We start from the raw sequence: 25,567 nt of genomic DNA, 5'->3' as shown, positions 1-25,567 counted from the left end.
CTAATTATCGACAGGTATTTGAATTATTTTTTGTTCAACAATTGCGAAAACAGATTCATTCTGTGCGGGACTGATTCTATAATTTCCTGTAAAGCTTCCAAATGCTGGTAACAGTGCGGATTTGGTTCCGAAATAGAAACAGGGTGTATAAAGTTGTTGACGGCCTTTGCCTTTCAGTTTTATTGCGGGATGAATATGTCCTGAGATACAATAAGATTCTGATTGATGATCATCGGATTCGTCATGAAGAAACGTAAAGGGCTCGGCTTTAAATTGATTTACACAATTTAGGCCCATTTTTTCGTATTCAAAGCCTGCGAGGAGGTCGTGATTTCCTATGGTTAAAACCATTTCTACAGATGCATATTTTTGCCTCCACTCTTTAAATTGATCGACCTCGTTGTTGGATTCGCTGTGAAATAGGTCGCCAAGAAAGATTAGTTTTTCAGGATGTGTTTTCAGAACCAATTTATCGAGTCGGCTAATGTTTGATTTGTTAACTGAATTAGGTACAGCAATTCCATGTTTTCGAAAATGACCAGATTTTCCAAAATGCACATCGGAAACCACCAGTATTTTTTGTTCTTTCCAAAACAAAGCCTTTTCCGGGAGCAGTTCTAAAGTTTGATTTTTTAGTTCGAATATTTCGGTGTTTTTAAAACTCATTTAACATGCTTCTCCAGTTGAAGCTGCATTTTTTGAATTCGGTCGGTTAATTTTTCCGAACTAAGTTTTTCTCTTAGCCGGTCTACCATTATTGGGAACGAGTAAGGAGTAAATCGTTCTGTCAGATTGAAAACAGTTTCTTGTTCTGAAATCTTTTTAAGAGCCTTTCGGAGTCGTATTTCGTCAAGTTGTATGCTCATCACTTCATTAAAAGCTTGCTGAATTAATAAGTGATCGGGCTCGTGTTCCATAAATACATCAAAGAAAAGGCTACTCGACATTTGGAGATGCTTATTGGTTTTAGCTTGCCCTGGAAATCCCTGAAAAACGAGTCCAGCGATTTGACAAATCTCCCTGAACCTGCGTTTGGCCAACTCTGCACTGTTGATACTGGCCATAATATCTTCCATAAGGTTTTTGGGAGAGAATAGATCATTTTTCAAGGCAGTCTCGATAGGGATATCCTGATCAGAAAGCAATTCAAAACCATAGTCATTCATTGCAATAGAGAATGTAATGGGCGTCATTTGTGAAATACGATGAGCAATAAGGGCAGACATTCCTTCATGTACATACCGGCCTTCAAAAGGAAAGAAAAACACATGGCATCCTTCCCGGGAAAATGACTTTTCAATGAGAAACTGGTCATCATCCGGCAAAATGGACCAATCGCGCTGTATATTGAAAAGTGGATCCAGTGTTTTTAATTCAACATCGTCATAATCTCCTGAAACTGCGTGGTGCATTTTGTTGCGGAGGATATTGGTCATATTGGATGAAAGGGACATTCGCCCACCCATATAACTGGGGACTTTTGAGGAGCTTCCCTTTGCCCTGCGTACATAAACGGTCATATCCTTCATTTTTATAAGTTCCAGATTCCGTCCGGCAAACCAAAAAGTGTCACCAATGTTTAACTGAGCTATAAACCATTCTTCAACGGCCCCTAATGATTTTCCACTCATATATTTTACTCTAAGCATAGCATCGCTGGCAATGGTACCGATACTCATACGGTGACGCCGGGCGATCTTTCGGCTGGTTACTTTATAAAGTCCGTCTTCATCAACCTCAACTTTTGAATATTCATCATATCGACTTAAAGACTTTCCACCTACCGTGATGAATTGCAGGATATCTTTCCATTCTTTTTGGGATAGAGTCTGATAGGCGAAAGTGCTGTGTACTTCTTCATAAATTTTATCCGGATAAAATCCATCTGAAACAGCCAGCGTTACCAGATATTGTATGAGTACGTCATAAGGTTTTAGAATTGGATCACGGCTTTCCATTTCTTCTGAATTGATAGCTGATCTCAATGCAGCTGCTTCTACCAATTCCAGAGCGTGGGTTGGGACAAAGTATATTCTGCTGGTTGAACCCGGTTGATGACCACTGCGGCCTGCTCGTTGCATAAATCTAGCCACCCCTTTGGGACTTCCAATTTGAATCACGGTTTCAACCGGACTAAAATCTACGCCCAGATCAAGACTGGAAGTACAGACTACAGCTTTTAGGATTCCTTCGTGCAGGGATGCTTCTACCCAATCCCGCACTTTACGGTCCAGTGATCCGTGATGAATTGCAATAGAGCCAGCTAAATCGGGTCTTGTCTCCAGTAAATTCTGAAACCATATTTCGGATTGAGCCCGTGTGTTTGTAAAAATGAGGGTAGAGCGACTTTCATCTATGACAGGCAGGATTTTAGGAAGTAGCTTTAACCCCAGGTGCCCATGCCATGGGAAGTTTTCCATTTCATCGGGTAAAATTGAAGTGGCTTCAATGTTTTTTTGGATATCAGCCTTTATGATCACTGACTCATCATGTTGGTTGGGGCCAATTAATACATCCAATGCTTCATCCAAATTTCCTATTGTAGCTGAGATTCCCCAAACAGAAAGGTCAGGACAAATTCCGCGAAGCCGGGATATTCCTAATTCTGTCTGGATACCTCGTTTGGAGCCCAATAGTTCATGCCACTCATCAACAATTACGGTTTCCAGGTTTTTGAAATGTCGCTTATAGTTTTTTTGGGCCAGCAAGATATGCACACTTTCTGGAGTGGTAATAAGTACTTCCGGCATTTTACGGTTTTGCTTTTGTTTTACAGATTGGGAAACATCACCTGTACGGCGCCCGATTTCCCAGGGAATACCCATTTCATTGACCGATGTTTGCAGCGCCTTTTGGATATCTTTGGCAAGAGCTCTCAATGGAGTAATCCATAAAATTTTGAGTCCATTTTTTTCTTTATCCTGGAAATCATCCGGATGCTCGTCAATCCATTTTATAAGATTGGGCATAAATAAAGCAAAAGTTTTACCGCTTCCGGTGGGAGCATTCAGTAACCCTTTTTTACCCGAAAGAAAGGCATCACATACTTCTTGCTGAAAAGGAAAAATATCCCAGCCGCGAGATTCAAACCAGTTTTCAACAATCTTTCTGCCTTTGCTCATTGACTAAATACTCTAAAAATGGTTAAATCTTTTCAAAATGAGAGTTTGACTTGATTATCCGCAAAAAAACCTTCAACATCAGCAAAATTGAATAACCAAACTGAATAAAAAATGTGGCTTAATATAAAATCGTTCGACGAGTACAAAGAGAACTTTGAGGAAAGTAAAAAAGACCGGCTAAAATTCTGGGATCATGAGGCAGGAACTTTTTATTGGAGGAAGCGATGGGATAAAACCCAAAGTGGAAGTTTTGAAGATGCCAATATAAAGTGGTTTGAAGGCGGAAAGCTGAATATCACGGAGAATGCTTTAGATCGTCACCTGAATACTATTGGGAATAAAACGGCTTTTATTTTTGAACCAAATCACCCGGATTCATTTCGTCGTACAATAACTTATAAGCAGCTGCATGAAGATGTTTGTCGCTTTTCCAATGTTTTGGAAAGTAAAGGAGTAAAGAAAGGAGACCGGGTTGTAATCTATATGGCCATGACTCCTGAGCTTGTTATTGCTGCTCTTGCATGTGCCCGAATTGGAGCGGTTCACTCTATTGTTTTTGCAGGATTTTCGGCTCAGTCTTTGTCAGAGCGAATAAATGATTGTGAAGCCAAGATGCTGATTACTAATGATGGGCTTCGCCGTGGCGATAAGCATGTTCCATTGAAAGATATTTCTGATGAAGCTTTAGAAAGTAGTCCATCTATTGAGAGTGTGATTGTGTGTCAGCGGACTAACCGTGAAATTGACTGGAAAGAAGGAAGAGATGAATGGTGGCATAACCTCATCCGCAATGCTTCAAGAAAACATGAAGCGGTTGAAATGGATGCTGAAGATCCACTATTTATTCTATATACATCCGGTTCCACAGGCAAGCCAAAAGGAGTGGTCCATACTTGTGGCGGTTATATGGTTTATACCAGCTATTCCTTCCGGCAGGTATTTCAGGTTGGGGCTGATGACATTTACTGGTGTACGGCTGATGCAGGCTGGATTACCGGGCACAGTTATATTATTTACGGTCCACTATTTAACGGAGCTACCGGAATTATTTTTGAAGGTACGCCAACCTATCCCGATGCAGGACGTCTTTGGGAAGTTGTAGAGAAATATGAAGTAACTCATTTCTATACAGCACCGACCGCTATCCGTGCGCTGATGTCGTACGATATTGATTATGTGAAAAAGTATGACCTGAGTTCTCTGAAAGTTCTGGGAACAGTAGGAGAGCCCATAAATGAGGAAGCCTGGCATTGGTATGACGAGCATATTGGAGGCGGGGAATGCCCCATTGTAGATACCTGGTGGCAGACGGAAACGGGCGGTATTATGATTTCACCACTTGCGGGAATCACACCAACAAAACCGGGTTTTGCCACACTTCCACTACCCGGCGTATTCCCAGTGCTGATGGATGAGGATGGTAATGAAATCGAAGGCAATGATGTGTCAGGAAATTTATGCATTAAGCATCCATGGCCATCTATAGCCCGTACAGTCTACGGAGATCATGATCGATACATTCAGACCTATTTGAGTACGTATAAAGGGTATTATTTCACCGGAGACGGGTGTCGCCGGGATGAAGATGGCTATTATCGTATTACCGGACGTGTGGATGATGTACTTAATGTTTCAGGCCACCGTTTGGGAACAGCTGAAATTGAAAACGCTCTGGATGAGCACGAAAAAGTAGTTGAAACGGCTGTTGTTGGTTACCCTCATGATATAAAAGGACAAGGTGTCTTTGCCTTTATGATTTGTGATGAAGAAATCAAAGATCCTGAAGCTTTCAAGAAAGAACTCAATGATCTGGTTACAAAAATCATAAGTCCGATTGCCAAGCCGGATAAAATTCAGATTGTATCCGGGTTACCAAAAACACGTTCAGGGAAAATTATGCGACGTATCTTGAGAAAGATTGCAGCTAATGATCTCGAGAACCTTGGTGATACGTCAACTCTGCTTGATCCAAGCGTAGTTGAAGATATTAAGAAAGGAACAGCCTACTGATTTAGAAATTATCTAAGCAGTATCTGCAAAATATCTAATGGAATCGTAGGGGCGTATTGTGTAGGACGCCCCTATTTTTTTATAGACTCAGCAGATAACCTGCAGGTAAGGTAAACAAGCTAATCATTAGTATAATGAGACGGAATCGTGTTCTGACGAACATAGGGTGAAAAAATAGGCCAAAGGTGAGGGGTTTGTCGTTAGTCATCCAATCGTAATAATGGTGACGGTGAACCGAGCCAAGTGCCATAGTAACATGTCCATGCAGGATTGTGAGCATAAAGGGGACTGCAAAGAAAAAAGCTCCGATATATCTAAGCAGAATATCCATGCCTATCAATCCCGCTCCATAGTAATAAGGCCAGGCAAAAAGCACCATCATAGGGACGGTAAGTAACCAATTGATAATCGATATGCGCCTGTAATTTGATTCGTTTAGTTCTGACATGGGGAAATTTGAAATTAGGGGTTATGAATTTTGAATGGTTTCTGGTGTAATTCAAAATTCTGCATTTCCCATTCAAAATTTTAAATCTGGGAGGCGATCAGCATTTCGATTTCACGGTAGGGCATATCAAACATCTTAGCCAGCGCCTTCTTGGTAATGTGCTTCTTATATGTATAAGTGCCATTTCTAAGAGCTACATTTTCCCACAAACATTCTTTTACCCCACCAGCATTTCCAATAGATAATATATAAGGTACCAGCACATTATTGAGTGCATATGTTGCCGTTCTGGGCACATTGGCCGGTATATTTGGCACACAATGATGAATCACCTCATGTTCTGAGTAAACAGGGTTTGAATGAGTGGTAGGACGACTGGTAGCAACACATCCACCCTGATCGATAACGGTATCTACAATTACACTTCCTGCCTTCATCCCTGCAACCATTTCGTCGGTTACCCAACATGGAGATCGTTCTCCTTCAGCCATTGCAGCACCTATGATGATATCAGCAAACTTAAGAGCCGTATTTAAATATTGATGATTTGCTACAGCTGTAATTATACGCCGATCAAGAGCATTCTCTAATCGTCGAAGTGCAGCCAAGTCTGTATCCATTACAAAAACCTGGGCGCCATATCCAAGAGCGGTTCGGGCAGCATATTCGCCGGTAATTCCAGCTCCTAAAATAACCACTGTTGCAGGTGGTACGCCTGAAATACCTCCAAGCATTATTCCTTGTCCGCCACTCATGCTTTCGAGATAGTGAGCGGCAATTTGTACGGACATAGACCCCGTGATTTCATGCATCATTCGCACTATGGGAAACTCTTTATCTTCGCCTCTGATGAATTCATAACCAATTCCGGTAATAGATTTCTCGGTGAGAGCTTTAAGGTACTCCTCGGTTTGGCTGCCCATATGCAGGGCTGAAATAAGAGATTGATCTGGCTCCAAAAGCTCAAACTCTTCTTTTGTGAGGGGAGCTATTTTGAGGATCAAATCAGATTTTTTGAAGACATCGCTGGCAGAATAAGCAATTTCAGCACCTGCATCAGCATACTCACGATCGGGGAAGTTTGCATCTTCACCAGCCCCTTTTTCTATAAAAATATCATGGCCATTCGCCTTTAAAATCGATACACCCCCTGGTGTTAAAGTAACGCGACGTTCATCGTTGGAGATCTCTCTGGGTAAACCAATTTTCAGGGAAACTTCACTTTTTGATCGAATCAGATGCTTCTCCAGCGTCTTCAATCCGATTTGTTCCGTATCCAGTGGTTTTATGTCCATGTAACGAAGGGCTTAGGTGATTTTTGAGAAGATAATGAATTTTAGGGAGTGATAAAGTGGTGGGTGATTAAGCGACATAGTGTTCGTTTTTATGATTAGTTAGTCACCATATCATCCATTATTCACCGATTAACTCACGGAATTTGGCTTCATCCAATACGGTAATTCCCAACTCACGGGCTTTATCAAGCTTACTTCCTGCCGATTCTCCAGCTAATACAAAATCGGTATTTCCGCTCACCGATGAGGCTGTTTTACCTCCATGTTTTTCAATCAGGTCAGAAGCTTCTTTACGGGTATAGGTTGGGAGAGAGCCGGTCAGCACAAACTTCTTTCCTTCAAAAATATGGGAAGCTAATTCCTCTTCTTCCTGCTCAAACTGAAGACCTTTTTCTCCGAGGTGTTGGACAATGGCGAGGTTTTTTTCGTTACTGAAAAACTCTACTACCGATTCTGCAATACGCGGGCCTATGGAATCTACAGCTGTGAGTTCTTCTTCATCAACCGACTGAAGCTTTTCCATCGTTTTGAACGCTTTAGCCAAATCCTTTGCTACGGTCTTTCCTACAAATCGTATTCCCAAAGCATAAATAACCCGTTCAAAAGGCTGCTCCTTACTTTTTTCGATTGCATCGATTAAATTCTGAGCGCTCTTGTCGGCCATGCGCTCCAGTTCAATGATTTGATCTTTACTCAAATCATAAAGGTCGGCGTAGGTTTTGATAAGTCCTTCAGACACTAACTGATCAACTACTGATTCTCCCAGTCCTTCGATATCCATAGCATCACGCGAAGCAAAGTGTTCAATACGAATGCGTACTTGTGGAGGACAAGTTGGATTTACGCAACGCCAGGCAACTTCATCTTCGTATTTAATAAGTTCGGAATCGCAGGCGGGACAGGTTTTTGGAAATTTAAACGGATTATTCCGGTCTTTACGGTCGGGGTTTATGACACTGATTACCTGAGGGATAATTTCTCCCGCTTTTTCAACCACTACCGTATCACCGATACGAATATCCTTGCGCTGAATTTCATCCTCATTATGGAGGGAGGCACGTTTCACAGTAGTCCCGGCTAGTTCAACAGGCTCGAGTTCTGCAACCGGAGTTATGGTGCCTAGCCGGCCAACCTGAAGGGTGATTTCGTTGATAGTGGTAGTAGCTTGTTCGGCTTTAAACTTGTACGCGATAGCCCATCTGGGAAATTTAGAAGTAGTTCCAAGCTCTTCCCGAAGGTGACTCTGATTTACCTTGATTACCACACCGTCTGTTTCGTAAGGCAGTTTATGGCGTAAATCATCCCATTCCTTTATGATTTTGTGAACCTCATCCACCGATGAGCAAACTCTATGATATTCTGAAACGGGGAGTCCAAATTCTTCCAATAATTCTGCTTTCCTGTATTGAGTCAGAGCATCGTCTTCCTCATCCAAGAGCATATCAAAGGCAAAAAATCGAATCGGGCGTTGTGAAACAGCTTTAGGATCCTGCATTTTTAAGGAACCTGCTGTTGAGTTTCTCGGATTGGCAAAAACGGAGAGCCCTTCTTCCTCCCGGTGTTGATTCATTCGGGCAAAAGCTTCGCGCTCCATATAGGCTTCGCCCCGAACTTCTACAATCTCAGGGTAATCACCTTGTAATGTAAGTGGTATATCCCGAATGGTTTTTACGTTGTTTGTGATGTCATCTCCCTGTTCACCATCACCGCGTGTAGCACCCAGAACCAAACTTCCATTTTCGTATCGGAGCCGGAGGGAAGCTCCATCAAATTTGAGCTCCACCATATATTCGTAATCTTCGTGGCCGAGAATTTTCTTTACCCGTCCATCAAAATCATTTAACTCTTCTTCGTTATAGGTGTTATCTAAGCTAAGTAGCGGAACCGGATGTTGAACGGTTTCAAATACAGAAGAAACGTCGCCTCCAACTCTTTGAGTAGGAGATTCGGGGTCGTGGAGATCAAACTCTTTTTCCAGCTTTTCCAGCTCTTTGAGTGTTTCATCGAACTCTCTATCACTTATAAAAGGCTGAGCATCCTGATAATAGGCTTTATTGGCTTGTTCAAGAAGATCACGAAGTTCGTCTACGCGTTCCTGGGCTTCTTTCTTATTCATTAGGAAATACTGCTAAAATCTGATTCTGTAAACTGTGCTGTCGGGAGGGCCAACGCTAAGAGGAAATTCGCTTGGAGGAGCAGCCAGATAACGGTCTTGGTCTAAAATATCCCGGGTTATCATAATGGAATTGAATGCAGAGTTAAAGTAATTCTGCCGTGGATTTTCAATTACGTGACCATTGAACATCAAAAGCATACGGCTGTATTGGCCGCGAACCAATAGGGTATCATTGAAATCAAAATAATACGATTCTCCTTGTTCCATCCAGAATGGATTAGTTCGCCAGTTTAAATCGCTGGTAACACGAATAGGTTCAAGCTGACCATAAGCAGCGTACAGAGACACAGTCAGTGTATCGCCAAGTTCGATTGGACCGGAAGGTGTTTCTTGTTCATTTGTATTATTTGTCGTTTCTCCGGTTTGCAGATCATTATTCTCTACCAAAGCAGAAGAATCTATAGGAGCAGGCGGGATGGCGTTTTGGTCATTTGACGCAGGCTCATTTGCTACGGATTCATTTTGGAAGTATGAGCCGATATCATCCCAAAATAAATAGCCTGTAGTTCCCAAAGAGCCAACAATCACTAAGATTAATACAAAAAGCCATACTCTGGAATTTTTGCTTACGGTTGTAAATTTACGACCCATGTCGGCCCAGTTGATGGAATCTTCTTCGAGGGGAGGGGGTGTTCTTTTAGGTTTCTTGGGTTCCGGTTTGGCTTCCTGAAAAACGGGATTCTCCTCTTCCTGACTTTCGGAAGGGAGAGTATCCTTAGGTTCCAGTTTGAATTCAGTTTCTGTGACTTCTTCCGCTGAATCACTAATCAAACCTCCGTAATAATTTCCCTCTTCGACTTCATCGAGCGCCTGAACAATCTCTTCATCATCGATCTTCAATACCTTGGCATAACTTCTTACAAAGCTGCGCACATAGGTTTTGTTCTTGGTAGCATCAGAAAAAATGCTATCGTTCTCAATGCTTTTTAGGGTATTGAGAGGAATTTTAATCGCATTTTGTATATCCTCAAGAGAGAGGTTTTGGCTTTTGCGTATAGAAGCGAGGTCTTTTCCCAGAGACATATAAAATAATTTAGGTCTGCTTACAAAATTATAAGAAGCTAAGTAATTAAATGTGATAGGAAAAGCAAACTTTTAGCTTTAATTGATGCGGAAAAATTATGCTTTTTAAAAATTTTAAAGAGGGTGTTTTAGAGGTTCTGTTTCCAAAAGTGTGCACAGTTTGTGGATTGAAGTTAACCAGCAACGAAAACTTTGTCTGTAATCTGTGTTTAAACGAGAAATTTGAAGAAGCCTCTAGAGAGGGTAAAACTGCTTCCAGCGATATTATGCTGCCGGAAGGAATAAGTTTACAGCACGCGCTTTGGAATTTTGACAAGGGGGGACATTTGCAGGATCTTTTGCACCAGCTAAAGTATCAGAGGTTGATTGGGGTTGGAGAAGATTTGGGGAGGCAACTAGGGAAAAGTCTGCTGGCAAACCCTTTTTTTACAGAAAGGATAAAGAATAATAAAGTCGGTCTGCTCCCGGTTCCGCTTCACAAAAAGAAAAGAAGAATGAGAGGATATAATCAGGCTTTCCATATTGCCAAGGGGGTGGCTGAGGTCATTAATTTACCTGTTATTGAACAAGAAGCTGTAATTCGGAACAAGAATACGAGCACACAAACAGGATTTTCTCTTGAAAAAAGAAGGAAGAATATTTCGGGTGCTTTTCAGGTTCAGAAATATGAAGCAATTGAAAACTCAGTTTGCATTATTATTGATGATGTATTCACAACAGGTGCAACCACATTTGAACTGGCTTCTGAGTTGAAAGAAGCTGGTTGTAAAGAAATTATGATTGCTACAGTTGCACAGGCCTGAATCCTTCTTTATTAAAGCCTATATTTGGATATGGAAAATTTTAAAAGAGGACGATTTGAGTGGCAGATGCTGGAACTTCCGGATGGTATTACTACCAGCAATGGAAATTGGTATCATATTACGAGAGAAGGTATCGAAAAATACGTACCGGGTTTGCTTAAGGAGAAACCTCTTGAGCAAATAATTGAAGAAGCTGATGCCTGGGTCAAAAGTTCGAACGGGCTGGCTTTGATGCTTTTCTTTATTCTCGTTTACGCATCTGTAGATGCTTTATGGGCTTTTATTATTTCTTTGGGAGTTTATTTTTTTTGGTACTTCAATACCAGCGTTTTTGTGAATGTTGTTTCAACGCCAATAGCCAAGGTGTTGAATAAAGATGGATTCATATACACGGTTTCAGGCGTCTTTCTGATTGGGATAAGCCTCAATGATCTAATTACTGGAATGGGGATTAATGTGCAGTTTGCTGCATTATGGTACGGTTTGGGTTTATTCTTTCTTTTTAAAGTTGGCTTGCTGGGTTTGGCTATACAGTACATAAGAAATAGATTTTTAGATGAACCAAAGGTCAGCAAACCGGACAGAGTTTTGAACATGTTGCTCATTCGTTATGGAATGAAGCATGGAATACTAACCGGTAAAATTGCGGATATGGAAAAAGAGCTCATTCGTATTGCCAATTATCATAAAGAAAAGAAGAAGTGACCATAGTATTTGTTCGGGATATCAATATCCTGATTGTAATTTTTCTATTGGTAAGCGGATGCTCTGGCTTCAAAAATGGGTTGAAACCCGATATTGATCAAAAAAAAGTGTTTTTAACAACCCAAGGTTACAATTTTGAGAATCAAACAGGTTTTTTTTCGGAGGTATCAGAGCAAAAAGTAAATGAAACACTTGCTGTAGACTCAGTTTCCAAACTCATACTCAATCAGCTCATTATTTCTTATCCAAAACTTACCAGGTATGAAATAACGGATGATTCTGCTTCAGCTGATTTAATAGTCACTGTATCAAAAATTCGATTAAGAAGAAGGATATACAGCATTAATTTTCTCCACATTGGTCCCCTTTATGACATGAAAATAGAAGTTAACATCCGGGAAAAAGATGGTCGGTTATACACCTACACAGCCAGAAGCATAGCAAATATGGCCTGGGAAAATTTCAGCCATAAAGTAGCATACTGGATGAACCGTGAAGAAAAAAGGAACACTGAGTATCAGTATCACAATTATATAGTTGCACTAAGAAGAGCTTATTACAATCTATACATTCATCTGTTCAGGTATAAACCACATATAAATGAAGCAATTATTCATCATTCGCCACGGAGAGACGGACAATAACAAAGCGCATATTATTCAGGGAAGGAGCCTGGATGCCTCTATTAATGAGTTAGGCCGGCAACAAGCCCAGGCTATTTGCGATGCTCTTGAATCTTATGAAGTTCATAAAATTGTAGCTAGCGCTCTTCGGCGGACTCATGAAACAGCCCAACCGCTGGCTGATCAAAGAAAGCTGAAAATCCATAAACACCCCGAACTGGATGAGATTGATTTTGGCATCCTCGAGGGGAAAGTATTTACTGAGATCAAAGAGCAGGTGATGGACGTACATGAGAAATGGAAAAGCGGGAATGTAGATTATGCTCCTGAAAACGGTGAGTCGCCGCGGCAAACTTATGCCAGAGCAAATGCAAAGGTTGAAGAAGTACTGGAATCATCTTCGGAAGAAAGCATTGTATTCATGATTCATGGCCGGCTTACCCGTGTTTTACTATCTGAGTGGCTGGGACACGGGTTAAAGAACATGCACAAAATTGAGCATCAGAACGGAGCCATCAATCATCTGACGTGGCATGATGGGAAGTTCAAAGCTGTGGAGTTGAATAAAACCGATCACCTTATGGAGCTGGTCTGAACAATTTATTCTTATCAACCGGTTACATTTATTCTTTATATTCCAATTCTTTAAAAGAACCATTTCAGCCTGCTTTGGGTTTTATATCCAAAAGCAAAATCAACCGATATTTATGAGTGAAAAAGTAAGATCCATGTTTGCTGATATCGCCGATGATTATGATCGCGTAAACAGTGTGTTGTCATTTGGAGTACATCATGCATGGAGAAAAAAAGCGGTATTGGAAAGCGGGGCTCACGAAGGTGACCATGTGCTTGACTGTGCGACCGGAACCGGAGACTTGGCCATCGAGTTCAAGAAGGCAGTAGGAGATTCAGGGTATGTTTTAGGAACTGATTTCTGTGCTCCTATGATTGAACCGGCGCCTGCGAAAGCAGAGAAAGAGGGCTTGAAAATCGATTTTGAAGTGGCTGATGCCATGAACCTTCCCTATGAGGATGATAAGTTTGATATCTCCAGTATCGCATTCGGTATCCGAAATGTAGACGACCCGGTGGTAGCTTTGAAGGAATTAGCCCGAGTTGTAAAACCTGGCGGGAGAGTAACGGTACTAGAGTTTGGCCAACCCAAAGGACTCATGAAATATCCCTATGAACTCTACAGTCAGCATATTATGCCAGCCATAGGCGGTTGGCTAAGTGGAAATCGGGAAGCCTATACTTATTTACCGCGAACCAGCGCTGAGTTTCCGGCCGGAGATAAGTTTTTAGCTCTGATGGATGAATCGGGGGCTTTCAAAGAAAAGCGAGCGATTAAGCTAACCGGTGGTATCGCATACGTTTATGTAGGAGTGGTTCAATAATTGTATATTCTTGCCAATGTTGTCACTCTGAGCGCTCAGAAGATATGTTAAATGTCTGTGTTTAAAGCGAAGAGTCTCAGGTTCTAATTAACATCCGGTTATAAATTTTGAGATCCTTCGCGTTTAGCAATAGTTCATAATAAGCCATGTATGCGCTCAGGATGACAGCTTTGTAGATTCAGTAATTCCTGGCAAAATAAACCAAACAAATTTTTATGAAGATAGAAGACATTAAAAAAGTTCTGCCACATCGATATCCATTTTTATTGGTAGACAGGGTGTTGGAACTTGAAGAAGAAAAAATTAAGGCCCTAAAAAACGTGACCGCCAATGAAGAATTTTTTAACGGGCACTTTCCTGGTCAGCCTATAATGCCGGGTGTGCTTCAGGTTGAAGCATTGGCACAAGCTGGAGCGATCATGTTGATGACGCAAAAAGCAGAAAACCCGGATGAAACATTGATGGTATTTACAGGAATCAATAACTGCAAATTCAGAAGACAGGTTGTACCCGGTGATCAGTTGGTTCTTGAAGTAGAAATGGGATCTATGCGGCGCAACTTTGTTACCATGAAAGGTAAGGCTACTGTTGATGGCGAAGTGGCATGCGAACTGGAGGCATCGGCTGCTTTAGTGCCGAAGGATAAGGCATGAGCACTCAAAAAAAATCCGACCGTCCTGTAAAAATCACCACCCAAACGGTGGTGGATATGAAAGGTAAAGGCGAGAAGATATCCATGCTTACCGCCTATGACTTTACGATGGCGCAAATTATAGATCAGGCCGGAATAGAAATTATCCTTGTTGGCGATTCAGCTAGTAACGTAATGGCCGGACATGAAACAACCGTTCCCATGACGCTGGATCATATGATCTATCATACTTCGTGTGTAGTTCGCGGTGTTGATCGTGCATTGGTTATTGCTGATCTGCCTTTTATGAGTTATCAGGTAACCACCAAAGAAGCCTTGATTAGTGCCGGACGCATGATGAAAGAAGCCGGAGCTCATGCCATTAAGATGGAAGGCGGTAAGCCGATCATTAATTCAGTTAAGAAAATTGTAGAGGCCGGAATTCCTGTAATGGGGCATCTTGGCCTTACCCCGCAAAGTATTTATAAATTCGGAACCTACAAGGTTCGGGCCACTGAAGAACAAGAAGCCGAGGAATTGATTCGTGATGCCAAGCTGCTTGAAGAAGCCGGTTGTTTTTCTATCGTGCTGGAAAAAATACCCGCTAATCTGGCAGCAAAAGTAACAGAAGAACTTTCCATTCCAACCATTGGAATTGGAGCAGGAGCCGGCTGTGACGGTCAGGTTCTCGTAATCCATGATATGCTGGGACTCAATAAAGAATTCAATCCTCGTTTTCTTCGCCGTTATGCAGATTTGTATTCTGTTATGACGGATGCAGTTCAGAACTATATCAAAGACGTTAAAAGCAAAGATTTTCCAAACGAAGAAGAACAATACGGCGGATGAGCGATTCAAAAGAGCGACCTTTTATATTAGTAAGTAATGACGACGGAATTTTCTCACCCGGTATAAAAGCACTCGCAGAGGTAGCTGCCGAGTTTGGGGATGTGTATATCGTTGCTCCCGATAAAGAACAAAGCGCGGTTGGTCACTCCATTACCATCCAGGTTCCGCTGCGTTCCAGTAAATTCACCGTTGCGGATAAGTATGAAGGAGAAGCGGTTAACGGAACTCCGGCTGATTGTGTAAAATTAGCTCATGGTCAGCTTTTGGACCGAAAACCAGATTTAGTGGTTAGCGGGATTAATCATGGGAGTAATGCCGGAATTAATATCATGTATTCCGGAACCGTGAGTGCCGCAACCGAAGGAACCATTCTGGGTTACCCATCTATTGCAGTTAGTTGTACAGATTTCAATGAGGATGCCAATCTCAGGGGATGTCAGGAAGCAGCACGTCGTGTTATAAAGCATGTATTGAAGAATGGCTTGCCAAGAGGTGTAACCCTGAATGTAAACGCCCCAGCCGGAGAATTTACCGGCATCAAATGGACCCGGCAGGCCGATAGCCGGTATGTTGAAGAGTACGAGAGTCGAAAAGACCCTTTTAACCGTGCTTATTACTGGCTTACCGGTAAGTTCGAGTTATTGGATGAGGGTAAAGACTCTGACATTCATGTACTGAATGAAGGTTTGGCTTCCGTAACACCTATTCAATATGATCTCACTGCTTATGATTTGCTGGATGAGACCAGCGATGAAGATTTGAATGAGGATTAGACATAGGCGTAATTCTGTATCATACATCCGACCTCTCTTAATCTCTCCTTCACAAGGAGAGAGACTTCTGGTTTGCTAAACAGCCTCATAATTATTTTAAGAAAGGATCTTTAAAAGCGTTCTTCTCCTTGATAAGGAGAAGACAGAAGAGGTCAAAAATTAATGCCCACTTTTAGCTAATCTTTTTAAAAGATTAAGCCAAAATTTGTCGTAGATCTTTTGGGTATCCTTATTCATTTGAAGGTGCATTTGAGCCAAATGCGATAGAGGAACGGTTTCAAGATGATTTCCCCATTTAGCGCTTTCAACAGAAACAAAAGCATCGTTTTCGCCTTCCTTCTCAAAAATCTGAATATTCTGGAACTTCAGCATTGGGTTGATTGAGAATTTGGTTCCTTTACCCACGGCAGCCGAATACGAATAATAGGCTACATTATCAGCATCGGGATGATCCGGATTGAAAACATCGGTCACATAACCGCAGGTAAGTTGTTCCAGTGAACCAAGCGCGTCACTTTTCGTTTTTGGATACATGTTATCTCCAAACCAATCGAACATTTCGCTAAGCTTTTCAGTAACCAGTTCCGGCGCTTTCAGAACCAAGTCCGCCAGGCTGGAACCATGATGGGGAGTAGCAATGGTTGTCAGGCTTTCAACATAATTAGCTATATCCATCTTGGATAATGCACAACGCATATCCAGCCCCCCCATGCTGTGTGAGACAACATTCACTTTTTCACAACCGTATTCTTCGCAGAATTTTTTAATGAGAAGTACCCAGTTTTCAGCCCGGGTTTCTATCCGGGCGTAGGGTACTATGTTTGGAGCAATTGCAGGAACACCATGTGCCCTGATTTCCATGCAGGGGTCGTGCATCGGTCCCGATTTTATCACAGAGCCAATAGCCCCATAACCGTGACACATAAATATTGGATACTTAAGTTGTACCAAATCAGGCTGAGGAAATTCCTTTAGTTCAAATCTCTTTAGTATGGTAGATCGGTCTGGCATATTAATTTTCCGGGGTGACTAAACTGTCCAATTCGGGGTTAGTTGTTAAACGAATGGTTCTTAAAACGGTTCCCTGATGGTATACATAGATATCCATGTCATGAGATGGAAAATGCACTTTTGCCGGCGCTTCCATATCGTATTTGAAGAGGTCTTTATGCAGATCTACATGAAAGAGTGTTTTTGAAAATCTTGACGGGACCTCAATACGATATTCTTTTCGGGTGAAGATGGTGTCGATCCGGATACTAGAAACCCTGATTTGGTTTGGGTTGATACGCGCATCCTGAATGTGCACATTAAGCAAGGAATCAAGCTCACGGGTATTTTCCAGACGATAACTTTTAAATTCGGGAGAAGCTGCCAGAATGATTCCGCTCACAATACAAGACAGCACCAATAAAGCCGTGATTATTTTTTTTCCGTTTTTCTTATCCAGCATAAACCGGGTTGGGTTCTTAACTTCTTAGATTTACCTTAGGCTGAATCTATAAACTTCTGCTGAAAAAAGGATATGTCTTTTCAGATTCAAAAAATTAAAACACAAGAACATATAAACGCTTTTCATGAGCTTCCGGAAAGGCTGCATAAAGAGTGTAGCTGGTATCGGCCGCCATTCAGGTTTGAAGTTGAGAATGTATTTGATCGGCAGAAGAACGAACGCTTTCAAAAAGGTGGGGTATGTGAGCGTTTCCTGGTTTTGGAAGATGAAGAAGTTGTTGGACGGTTTGCAGTTTTCATAGATCCCGAAAAAGATGATCGATACGACCCAAAGCTGGGTGGAATTGGCTTTATAGAAATGGAAAATAAGCCCGGAGTTGCAGAAGCGATTGTTGATTTTGCAAAAAAATGGCATCAGAAAAGAGGGTATGCAGGATTCAGAGGCCCCATTAACTTTGGGGAGAATGACACTTTTTGGGGCATTCAAACCGGAGGGTTTGAGGATCACAATGTGTATGGTATGCTGTATCATCACCCATATTATGAAGAACTGATTGATGCGACCAATCCTGAAAAGTTTGATGATGTGTACATGTATCAATTGGATTTAGAACAGCCTTTGCCCGAACGATTGCTTAGAATTACAGACCGCCTGAAATCAAAAGATCACATTGAAGTTCGACCGATTGATAAGAAAAACCTTGAATGGGACGGAGAGATGATCAGGCAAATCTACAACCGTGCATTCAGCAATCAGGTGGTAGAGGAGAGGGAGGAAGAGTTTATTGGAATCACACAGGAAACCATCCGGCAGATGATCAAAAAGCTAAAACCGGTGCTTATGCCTGAAACTTCCCCCATTGCTTTTGTGAATGGGAAACCGGCTTCTTTTCTGGTGAGCGTCCCGGATTTGCATGAAATATCAGCTAAAACCGGAGGAACCCTTAACTGGTGGCAGCTTTATCATCTTTTTGGTTTCAAAAAAAGAGCGAAAAAGTTTCGTCCGCTGGCTTTTGGAACCGACCCAAAGTATCGTGGAAGAGGACTGGAGGCTTTAGTGTTTATAGAAGGTTTTAGATGGACAAAAAAACATTATCCTAATCTGAAAGTACTTGAAGGTGGCTTTGTCAGTGAAAAAAACTGGATTATGAGAAGAAGCCTGGAGGCGCTGGGCTGCGAAATAGCAAAAACGTATCGTGTGTACAAGTGGGGGTGTGGGTGATTAGGTGATGAAGTGACATGGTGATATTAAGAATTAAAAAATCGAATCTGGTATGCTAATCTGTTCAGGCGTAGATCTATCGGTGGCGTGTTCAATATGACATCACTCATCACTCACTACTTCTGAAAATCGTATTCAGGATTTCAATGGCGATGTCTTTTTTGGCGCCCTGAAATTTCTGTTCCGAATTTTTACTTAGCAGGTGGACCAAATTAGTATCGACTTCAAAGCCGGCATCTTTGTTATTTAACGAATTGGCGATAATAAAGTCAGCATTTTTCTTATTCAGCTTGGACGTCGCATTTTCAATAAGATTTTCAGTTTCCATGGCAAAACCGATTAGTGTTTGTCCGTCTTTTTTATGCTCACCCAGCCAGGATAAAATGTCTTGTGTTTGCTTCAGTTTAATCTCATTACCGGCTTTATCCTTCTTTACTTTACTTTGATGAACTTCTGTTGGGGTGAAATCAGAAACCGCTGCTGCCATAATGATGACATCAGCGTCGGTATATTTCTTAACGGCATCAAATAAATCGGCGCTACTGGTAATTTGTATGGAGTGAATGTCTTCCGGGCTGGGGATGGAAAGTGGTCCATGAATCAAAGTAACATCAGCTCCAAGACTTTGTGCAGCTTCGGCCATGGCTACACCCATTTTACCAGAGCTCGGGTTAGAAATAAAACGTACCGGGTCAATATGTTCGCGGGTTGGTCCGGCTGTAACCACTACTTTTTTACCTTTTAGCGGACCTTCAATGGATCCTATAATTTCAGAAGCTTTATCGAGAATAGACTCGATTTCTGGTAAACGACCTTTTCCTTCCAGTCCGCTTGCGAGATAGCCGGCTTCAGGTTCCAATATATGATATCCATTTTCTTCAACTTTCTTAAGGTTCTGAGAAACCCCGGGCGATTCATACATTTCGCCATCCATAGTTGGACAGATTAATACCGGGCATCGGGCAGCTAAAACCGTGCTGGTGAGCATGTTATCGGATAATCCGGTAGATATTTTGGCAAGCGTATTAGCCGTGCATGGAGCAATTACAAAAAGATCGGCCCATTCGCCCCAGTTTATATGGCGGGTCCAGTCGCTGGAGTCTCCTTCATCTGGAAAAATGTCTACGGCTACTTCATGGCCGGATAGGGAAGCAAAAGTCTCTAAACCAACAAAGCGGGTGGCTGAAGGCGTCATGGTGACGCGGACTTCGGCTCCCGCTTTTTGAAATTCTCTGAGTAAAAAAGCAGCTTTATAGGCTGCAATTCCTCCGGTAACACCAAGAATGATGCGTTTACCGGAGAGCATAATTAATCCTCTTTTTCAGGATGTCGGTAGTAAATTTGGTCTTCCTGCATTTCCACAATAGCGCGCTGAGTTGCGTGTGGAAGTTTTTCGAATGCTTTAGAGATGTTCTCCTGCTCTTCGTTGAAAGAAAACTCGTCTTCTTCTTCAAATCCTTCGAAATATTGGAGTTTCTCGTCCAGCTCCAATTTTTCCTGAGCTGCAATCTGCCGGGCTCTCTTGGAAAGGATCACAAGTAACTCATATTTGTTACCTGTTTTGAATTTCAGTTTTTCAATGTCTAATGTTTGGACTGCCATGGATGGTATCAGTTTTGATTCATGAATTTGACAACGGCCTCTTTAACTTCTGTATAAGCCGTATCCAAATTGTCATTTATAATAACCTGATCAAATTGATCAGCGTAAGTAAGTTCTTTTGCAGCGCGTTCTAGTCGCAGAGCCAGTGTTTCATCATCTTCTGTTCCGCGGTCAATAAGGCGCTGTTTCAAAACATCGATTGAAGGCGGCTGAATAAATAAACTGAGACTTTCATCCCCGTAAATTTTTTTAATATTTACGGCACCTTTTACTTCGATGTCAAGCACAACAAAATAGCCTGAATTTAGTTTTTTATCAACTTCAGAACGCAGTGTGCCGTATTTCTTTCCGCCATAGAATTCTTCCCATTCCAGGAATTCACCGTCTGCTATTTTTTGATTAAAATCGGCGTCAGAAAGGAAGTAATAGTGTTTTCCGTCCACTTCGCCTTTTCTGGCCGGACGTGTAGTTGCAGAGACTGAGAATTTAAGTTGGTCAAACTCTTTAAAAAGCCGGCGCGCGAGGGTCGTTTTTCCGCCTCCGCTGGGTGCAACCAATATGATGACTTTACCTTTTTTCATACTAATGAGTAGTGAGAAATGAGTAGTGAGTATTTAGAGTTACTTTTCAATACTCACTACTAAAATCTAATTTTTATTCGACGTTTTGAACCTGTTCGCGGATTTGTTCCAGTGCTTCCTTGCATTTCACTACATACTGGGCAATATCAGAGTTGTTTGCTTTGGAACCAATGGTATTGAGTTCACGATTAATTTCCTGGGTGAGGAAATTAAGTCTTCGGCCTGCCGGATCGGGTTGCTCAACAGCTTCAATAAAGAATTTCAAGTGTGAACGAAGTCGCACAATTTCTTCCGTCACATCCATCTTATCAACAAGAATAGCCACTTCCAGCTCCAGACGTTCAGGGTCAATTTTGTCTTCTTCAATCAGGTTATGGATACGCTCTAAAAGCTTATCACGAGCTTCTTCAGCCCGTCCAGCTGTTTCTTTGGTAATGATCTCCAGATTATCTTCAATAAATTCTATACGATCTACCAAATCTTTTTTAAGCTGATTTCCTTCTTGTGTTCTCATCTTCAGAAGAGATTCAACTGCTTCGGATAAAGCCTTTTCAGCAACTTTCCACTTCTGCTCCAGCACCTCTTCATCTTCTTCTTCATTGATAAATACATCACCAAATTGAGTGATATCTTTAATTGAGATAGGGTCAGAAATTCCGGCTGTTTCCCGAAGATTATTCAGGATTTTGGAATAACCCTTAATTTTCTTTTCATCAATTCTGATGGAAGGTTCACCCGTTTCTGATTCTGACAGGTAGACCGTAATGTTTAATTTTCCACGATTAATCGTTTTCTGAACCAGCTCTTTAACTTCCAGTTCTTTATCCTGAAGACGTTGGGGTAAACGAATGCTTAAATCGAGGTAGCGGCTGTTTAGTGATTTGATTTCAACCGTGGCCGTGATGCCATTTTCAGAGGCTTCTCCGCGGCCAAAGCCGGTCATTGATATAATCATGATAATCTTGATGATGAAAATTGAGCGAGAAAATACGAAAGTATAGTCCCTTTAAAAACTTTGGGATGCTTGTCTTTGCTTTCCATCAGAAACCTGAAGATTGAAGCGATAGTTTTATTATCTTCACAGCCAGTTAAAGATGCTTATGACTATTCTCGGAATTTCAGCTTTTTACCACGATTCAGCCGCATGTATAATTCGGGATGGAAAGGTTTTAGCTGCTGCTCAGGAGGAGCGGTTCACCCGTAAAAAACACGATGAGGGTTTTCCATCCAATGCCATTCGTTATTGCCTGGATTTTGCTGAAATTGAGCTTGCCCAGCTGGATGCTATCGCTTTTTATGACAAGCCTTTATTAAAGTTTGAGCGCTTGCTTGAGACTTACCTTTCATTTGCGCCTCGCGGGGTTAAGTCTTTTATGACTGCAATGCCGGTTTGGCTGAAAGAGAAAATGTTCATGAAGAGGGTAATGCATGAAGAGTTAGGTAAAATCGGAGATTATGATCGAAAAGAACTTAAGTTGTTGTTTCCCGAACATCACTTAAGTCATGCAGCCAGTGCTTTTTATCCATCTCCATTTGAAGAATCTGCAATCCTGACTATCGATGGTGTTGGAGAGTGGGCAACGGCATCTATCTGTTCAGGAAAAGGAACAGATATTACCATCCACCGGGAACTGACCTTTCCGCACTCGCTGGGTTTGCTCTATTCAGCTTTTACCTATTACCTGGGTTTCAGAGTTAACTCCGGAGAATACAAGTTGATGGGATTGGCGCCATATGGAAATCCGAATTCCAAAATGGTAGACGAATATATATCCAAAATTAAAACAGATTTAATTGAGTTGAATGGCGATGGTTCCATTTATTTGAATCAGGATTATTTTGATTACTCTACCGGTCTCAAAATGGTGAAAGAGAAAAAGTGGGAGGAGCTATTTGGCTTCCCGAAAAGAGAAGAAGAAGCGGAACTGCAGCAGCATGAAGCCAATCTGGCGCTAGCCATTCAAAAGGTGACTGAAGAAGTTGTATTGAAAATGGCGAAGGAAGCACAAAGACTTACGGAATCCAAAAACCTGTGCCTTGCCGGAGGGGTGGCACTTAATTGTGTGGCAAATGGTATTATTCAGAACGAAGGTGTTTTTGACGAGATCTTTATTCAGCCCGCAGCTGGGGATGCCGGTGGAGCCGTTGGTGCTGCTTTAGCTGCTTATCACATCTATTTTGGAAAGACTAGAAAACCGGAAAAGCCTGATGCGATGCAGGGAGCTTATTTAGGGCCTGATTTTCATGAATTTGAAATCCTCCAGCAAATCAAGAAATACAAGCCCGTGTACAAAAAACAGGATGAATCAGAACTGTATGATAATGTTGCAGAATGGCTGGGCAAAGGAAATGTAGTTGGATGGTTTCAGGGAAGGATGGAGTTTGGACCCCGCGCATTAGGAGCTCGTTCGATTTTGGGGGACCCGCGTAACCCTGATATGCAAAAGAAGCTGAATTTGAAGATCAAGTACCGGGAATCGTTCAGGCCGTTTGCCCCTTCTGTTTTGGCTGAAGATGCTGACCAATATTTTGATTTGAAATCAGATTCGCCGTACATGCTGTTGGTGCAGGAAGTGAAAAAGAATCACCGTAAACAATTGCCAGAAAATTATCACCAATTACCACTCAGAGAAAAACTCGCAGTTGAACGATCCGGGTTTCCGGCTATCACGCACATTGATTTTTCAGCCCGGATCCAAACGGTTCATAAAGAAACAAACCCAAGGTATTGGAAGTTGCTGCATGCTTTTAAGGAACGAACCGGAATAGGAATGCTGGTAAATACAAGTTTTAATGTGCGTGGCGAGCCGATTGTTTGTACACCGAAAGATGCATATCGTTGTTTCATGAATACAGAAATGGATTATCTTGTGATCGGTGACTATGTTTTTGAGAAAACCGAACAGCCTGAATGGGAAAAGAAACGTACGTTTGAAAAAGATTGATCTATGGAAACACTGAAAGATTTATGGAACTTCATGAAGCAGCGGAAGAAATTCTGGCTGGCTCCGGTAATTGTCGTGTTGCTTTTGCTGGGATTTTTAATTGTGATTGGCGGGGGCTCGTCTATCGCACCATTCATTTATACCCTGTTTTAAGATGTTAGAACCGCGTTCATTGGAATTCATAAAAGAAGACCCGGCAACAGCAAAAACACAGTTGGTAATAGTAACGGGTTTGCTGGTATTAGCCGCTATTTTTGATAGCGAAAACATCGCTTATCTGGCTTTAATAGTTGGGCTGTTATCCTTTATTCCACCCATTGGTAATAGAATTGTTTGGGGATGGTATAAGCTGGCTGAAGGGCTGGGATGGTTTAACTCTAGGGTGCTGCTTTCATTGGTCTATTATCTAATTGTTACTCCTATTGCGCTTTTGTTTCGCTTATTTGGGAATGACCCCCTGCTTCTGAAAGATACCAAAGGAAGCATGTTTCACTTCAGGGATCATACTTACAAGAGCGAAGACCTGGAAAATCCATGGTAATGTCTTAGCGTTCTGATTATAAAAAATCGTTAATCATATATTATCGTTTTTTACCAATCGGCAGAATTACCTAGTTTCACGGTAACATTTTTTAACCTGTCAATATTATAGTTTTAGTGTCTACAAATAAGACGTTGTCGAAACATGGTTTTTTGGTGGTAGTAGTTTTGCTTGTGTTGATTCTGCCTTCTTGCCAAAGTACAAATGAAGTGCTGAATGAGGTCGCATCCGTAAACATATATGAGTTCAGAGGCGCAGTCACCGATGAAGAAACGAGTGAGCCTTTATCCGGGGCTCAAGTTATGTTGGAAGGCACTTCATTTAAGACAAGCACGAATGAATTGGGTGAATTTAGCCTGAATATTCCAAAGGGTTTTTATGAAGTTATTGTAACTCAAGATGGATATCGATCCATGAGGCGGTTAGTTGGCTTTGAAAGTGCTACTTCTCAAACGTTCAGGCTATTTAACAAGTCTGTAGTGAATTCCTTTTCAACGAAGCAGGAAGAACCCGCTTCTATAGAATCTCTTAGTAAACGTGTTCGGTATTTAGAGCAGAAAACTGATTCCCTGGAAAAGTTAGTAAACTCACTAAAAAGCAGCATTAGAGCACAAAGCGATGATTCCAGATTAGATAAATTTGCCGACTATTATATCGGCGATGCTCCCGGCTGTGATGTATTAAATCCCGGAGATATTAAGTTTGCTGATAGTGATGAGCCTGGGGTGATTTCTATAGATGAACCCGTTGAGCTTATTATGGAGAATTATAATACAGGGTATCGGGTCATCATAAAACTAAATGATTTTCATGCTAAAGATTATGGAAGAGTAGTTCGAACCAATGTTGATGCCGATTATTTTTTCGAAGAATTAACTGCAGAGAACAATAATCAGCGGGAAAAGTGGAAAAGAAACAGACAAGAGTTGTTTGAAGGATCATTTCAGCATTTACTGGTTGCTTTAGCCAGTGAGAAACCACCCATTTATTTTGGATACAGATTTTATTCTGGCAATAATGTAGAAAGTGTGTCCGGGCTGGGTTTTACATCCTCAACGGTGCAGGATCGTGAGGTAAAGAAAGAATATTTTGTCAAAAAAAAGCCAGATAAGAATCTGCTTGAATTTGATGGGGAAATCAGGGTCGAATATATCAGGAAGGGTGTGGATGACCCAAATAGCATTATGGGTTTAAGTAAATATTTGAACCAGACTTCATGGATAACATTGAATAAGGAAAGCATTGAGTTTTCTGAAAATGGAATGCTGAAGGATAAAGATGCACTTGAAATTCAGGGGGTATGGAATTATACCACAGTCTGCAAAATGTTGCCCAGAGATTATATACCGCCTAGTTAAGCAGGTTTTTT

At 41.6% G+C, this 25,567-nt stretch carries 26 protein-coding genes; 14 read left to right on the top strand and 12 right to left on the bottom strand.

Annotation, left to right across the window (positions count from 1 at the left end):
- Both pdeM and RIB15_RS02735 read right to left on the bottom strand, forming a co-directional pair.
- Complete coding sequence (gene pdeM / locus RIB15_RS02740) at nt 1–666, bottom strand: ligase-associated DNA damage response endonuclease PdeM (protein WP_350200620.1); 666 nt, start codon at nt 664–666, stop codon at nt 1–3.
- Complete coding sequence (locus RIB15_RS02735; RefSeq protein ID WP_350200619.1) at nt 663–3,122, bottom strand: ligase-associated DNA damage response DEXH box helicase; 2,460 nt, start codon at nt 3,120–3,122, stop codon at nt 663–665. Before RIB15_RS02735 ends, pdeM begins: the two co-directional genes overlap by 4 nt.
- Nucleotides 3,123–3,233: 111 nt before the next feature.
- Between RIB15_RS02735 and acs the strand changes: the two genes are divergently transcribed.
- Entirely contained in the window at nt 3,234–5,132 is a 1,899-nt protein-coding gene (acs, locus tag RIB15_RS02730; protein WP_350200618.1) for an acetate--CoA ligase, read from the top strand.
- Between the two features lie 79 nt (nt 5,133–5,211).
- Here acs and RIB15_RS02725 read toward each other — a convergent pair whose 3' ends face one another.
- From RIB15_RS02725 to RIB15_RS02710, 4 genes are all read right to left on the bottom strand, one after another.
- Nucleotides 5,212–5,580, bottom strand: a complete 369-nt coding sequence (locus RIB15_RS02725) for a hypothetical protein (RefSeq protein WP_350200617.1) — start codon at nt 5,578–5,580, stop codon at nt 5,212–5,214.
- Nucleotides 5,581–5,660: 80 nt separating this feature from the next.
- On the bottom strand, nt 5,661–6,875 hold the full coding sequence (locus RIB15_RS02720; protein ID WP_350200616.1) for an alanine dehydrogenase: 1,215 nt from the start codon (nt 6,873–6,875) through the stop codon (nt 5,661–5,663).
- Between the two features lie 118 nt (nt 6,876–6,993).
- Nucleotides 6,994–8,991, bottom strand: coding sequence for an NAD-dependent DNA ligase LigA (gene ligA / locus RIB15_RS02715; RefSeq protein ID WP_350200615.1), 1,998 nt, complete (start codon nt 8,989–8,991; stop codon nt 6,994–6,996).
- A gap of 12 nt (nt 8,992–9,003) precedes the next feature.
- Nucleotides 9,004–10,074, bottom strand: a complete 1,071-nt coding sequence (locus RIB15_RS02710; RefSeq protein ID WP_350200614.1) for a helix-turn-helix domain-containing protein — start codon at nt 10,072–10,074, stop codon at nt 9,004–9,006.
- A 98-nt stretch (nt 10,075–10,172) separates the two neighbouring features.
- Between RIB15_RS02710 and RIB15_RS02705 the strand changes: the two genes are divergently transcribed.
- The 8 genes from RIB15_RS02705 to surE all read left to right on the top strand — a co-directional run bounded on the left by RIB15_RS02705 (nt 10,173) and on the right by surE (nt 15,855).
- A complete protein-coding gene (locus tag RIB15_RS02705) occupies nt 10,173–10,877 on the top strand; it encodes a ComF family protein (RefSeq protein WP_350200613.1) in 705 nt (234 codons plus the stop codon).
- A gap of 30 nt (nt 10,878–10,907) precedes the next feature.
- Complete coding sequence (locus RIB15_RS02700) at nt 10,908–11,582, top strand: hypothetical protein (RefSeq protein WP_350200612.1); 675 nt, start codon at nt 10,908–10,910, stop codon at nt 11,580–11,582.
- The gene (locus tag RIB15_RS02695) at nt 11,579–12,226 is read left to right on the top strand and encodes a hypothetical protein (protein ID WP_350200611.1); all 648 of its coding nucleotides are present in this window, start codon (nt 11,579–11,581) and stop codon (nt 12,224–12,226) included. The genes RIB15_RS02700 and RIB15_RS02695 overlap by 4 nt, the downstream gene beginning before the upstream one ends.
- Nucleotides 12,183–12,800, top strand: a complete 618-nt coding sequence (locus RIB15_RS02690) for a histidine phosphatase family protein (protein ID WP_350200610.1) — start codon at nt 12,183–12,185, stop codon at nt 12,798–12,800. The genes RIB15_RS02695 and RIB15_RS02690 overlap by 44 nt, the downstream gene beginning before the upstream one ends.
- Before the next feature lie 112 nt (nt 12,801–12,912).
- Nucleotides 12,913–13,602 (top strand): bifunctional demethylmenaquinone methyltransferase/2-methoxy-6-polyprenyl-1,4-benzoquinol methylase UbiE, encoded by a 690-nt coding sequence (ubiE, locus tag RIB15_RS02685; protein ID WP_350200609.1) that lies wholly within the window; start codon nt 12,913–12,915, stop codon nt 13,600–13,602.
- A gap of 215 nt (nt 13,603–13,817) precedes the next feature.
- Entirely contained in the window at nt 13,818–14,255 is a 438-nt protein-coding gene (gene fabZ / locus RIB15_RS02680) for a 3-hydroxyacyl-ACP dehydratase FabZ (RefSeq protein WP_350200608.1), read from the top strand.
- Complete coding sequence (gene panB / locus RIB15_RS02675) at nt 14,252–15,082, top strand: 3-methyl-2-oxobutanoate hydroxymethyltransferase (protein WP_350200607.1); 831 nt, start codon at nt 14,252–14,254, stop codon at nt 15,080–15,082. The genes fabZ and panB overlap by 4 nt, the downstream gene beginning before the upstream one ends.
- Complete coding sequence (gene surE, locus RIB15_RS02670) at nt 15,079–15,855, top strand: 5'/3'-nucleotidase SurE (protein WP_350200606.1); 777 nt, start codon at nt 15,079–15,081, stop codon at nt 15,853–15,855. The genes panB and surE overlap by 4 nt, the downstream gene beginning before the upstream one ends.
- A 159-nt stretch (nt 15,856–16,014) precedes the next feature.
- On the opposite strand, the gene RIB15_RS02665 is transcribed toward surE, so the two are convergent.
- Both RIB15_RS02665 and RIB15_RS02660 read right to left on the bottom strand, forming a co-directional pair.
- Nucleotides 16,015–16,866 carry an esterase/lipase family protein gene (locus RIB15_RS02665; RefSeq protein ID WP_350200605.1) on the bottom strand — a complete coding sequence of 284 codons (852 nt, stop codon included), beginning with the start codon at nt 16,864–16,866 and terminating at the stop codon, nt 16,015–16,017.
- Nucleotide 16,867: 1 nt separating this feature from the next.
- Nucleotides 16,868–17,308 carry a hypothetical protein gene (locus tag RIB15_RS02660; protein ID WP_350200604.1) on the bottom strand — a complete coding sequence of 147 codons (441 nt, stop codon included), beginning with the start codon at nt 17,306–17,308 and terminating at the stop codon, nt 16,868–16,870.
- A 72-nt stretch (nt 17,309–17,380) separates the two neighbouring features.
- Here RIB15_RS02660 and RIB15_RS02655 point away from each other — a divergent pair, with 72 nt between their 5' ends.
- Complete coding sequence (locus RIB15_RS02655; RefSeq protein WP_350200603.1) at nt 17,381–18,529, top strand: hypothetical protein; 1,149 nt, start codon at nt 17,381–17,383, stop codon at nt 18,527–18,529.
- Between the two features lie 109 nt (nt 18,530–18,638).
- On the opposite strand, the gene coaBC is transcribed toward RIB15_RS02655, so the two are convergent.
- The 4 genes from coaBC to RIB15_RS02635 form a co-directional block, all read right to left on the bottom strand.
- On the bottom strand, nt 18,639–19,835 hold the full coding sequence (gene coaBC / locus RIB15_RS02650) for a bifunctional phosphopantothenoylcysteine decarboxylase/phosphopantothenate--cysteine ligase CoaBC (protein WP_350200602.1): 1,197 nt from the start codon (nt 19,833–19,835) through the stop codon (nt 18,639–18,641).
- Nucleotides 19,836–19,837: 2 nt separating this feature from the next.
- Complete coding sequence (locus tag RIB15_RS02645; protein WP_349354634.1) at nt 19,838–20,131, bottom strand: DNA-directed RNA polymerase subunit omega; 294 nt, start codon at nt 20,129–20,131, stop codon at nt 19,838–19,840.
- 8 nt (nt 20,132–20,139) lie between these two features.
- A complete protein-coding gene (gene gmk / locus RIB15_RS02640; protein WP_350200601.1) occupies nt 20,140–20,712 on the bottom strand; it encodes a guanylate kinase in 573 nt (190 codons plus the stop codon).
- 73 nt (nt 20,713–20,785) lie between these two features.
- Nucleotides 20,786–21,667 (bottom strand): YicC/YloC family endoribonuclease, encoded by an 882-nt coding sequence (locus tag RIB15_RS02635; RefSeq protein WP_350200600.1) that lies wholly within the window; start codon nt 21,665–21,667, stop codon nt 20,786–20,788.
- 145 nt (nt 21,668–21,812) lie between these two features.
- Here RIB15_RS02635 and RIB15_RS02630 point away from each other — a divergent pair, with 145 nt between their 5' ends.
- The 4 genes from RIB15_RS02630 (at nt 21,813) to RIB15_RS02615 (ending at nt 25,556) form a co-directional block, all read left to right on the top strand.
- On the top strand, nt 21,813–23,657 hold the full coding sequence (locus RIB15_RS02630; RefSeq protein ID WP_350200853.1) for a carbamoyltransferase family protein: 1,845 nt from the start codon (nt 21,813–21,815) through the stop codon (nt 23,655–23,657).
- A 3-nt stretch (nt 23,658–23,660) separates the two neighbouring features.
- Nucleotides 23,661–23,810 carry a DUF5989 family protein gene (locus RIB15_RS02625; RefSeq protein ID WP_350200599.1) on the top strand — a complete coding sequence of 50 codons (150 nt, stop codon included), beginning with the start codon at nt 23,661–23,663 and terminating at the stop codon, nt 23,808–23,810.
- A gap of 19 nt (nt 23,811–23,829) precedes the next feature.
- The gene (locus RIB15_RS02620) at nt 23,830–24,198 is read left to right on the top strand and encodes an SxtJ family membrane protein (RefSeq protein WP_350200598.1); all 369 of its coding nucleotides are present in this window, start codon (nt 23,830–23,832) and stop codon (nt 24,196–24,198) included.
- Between the two features lie 116 nt (nt 24,199–24,314).
- The gene (locus RIB15_RS02615; RefSeq protein WP_350200597.1) at nt 24,315–25,556 is read left to right on the top strand and encodes a carboxypeptidase-like regulatory domain-containing protein; all 1,242 of its coding nucleotides are present in this window, start codon (nt 24,315–24,317) and stop codon (nt 25,554–25,556) included.
- Nucleotides 25,557–25,567 lie beyond the last annotated feature (11 nt).

The sequence above is a fragment of the Gracilimonas sp. genome, assembly GCF_040218225.1.
In the GTDB taxonomy this organism is placed as follows: Bacteria; Bacteroidota; Rhodothermia; order Balneolales; family Balneolaceae; genus Gracilimonas.
Note: the sequence above shows the minus strand (reverse complement) of the source record. Positions and strands in the feature narration are given on the sequence as shown.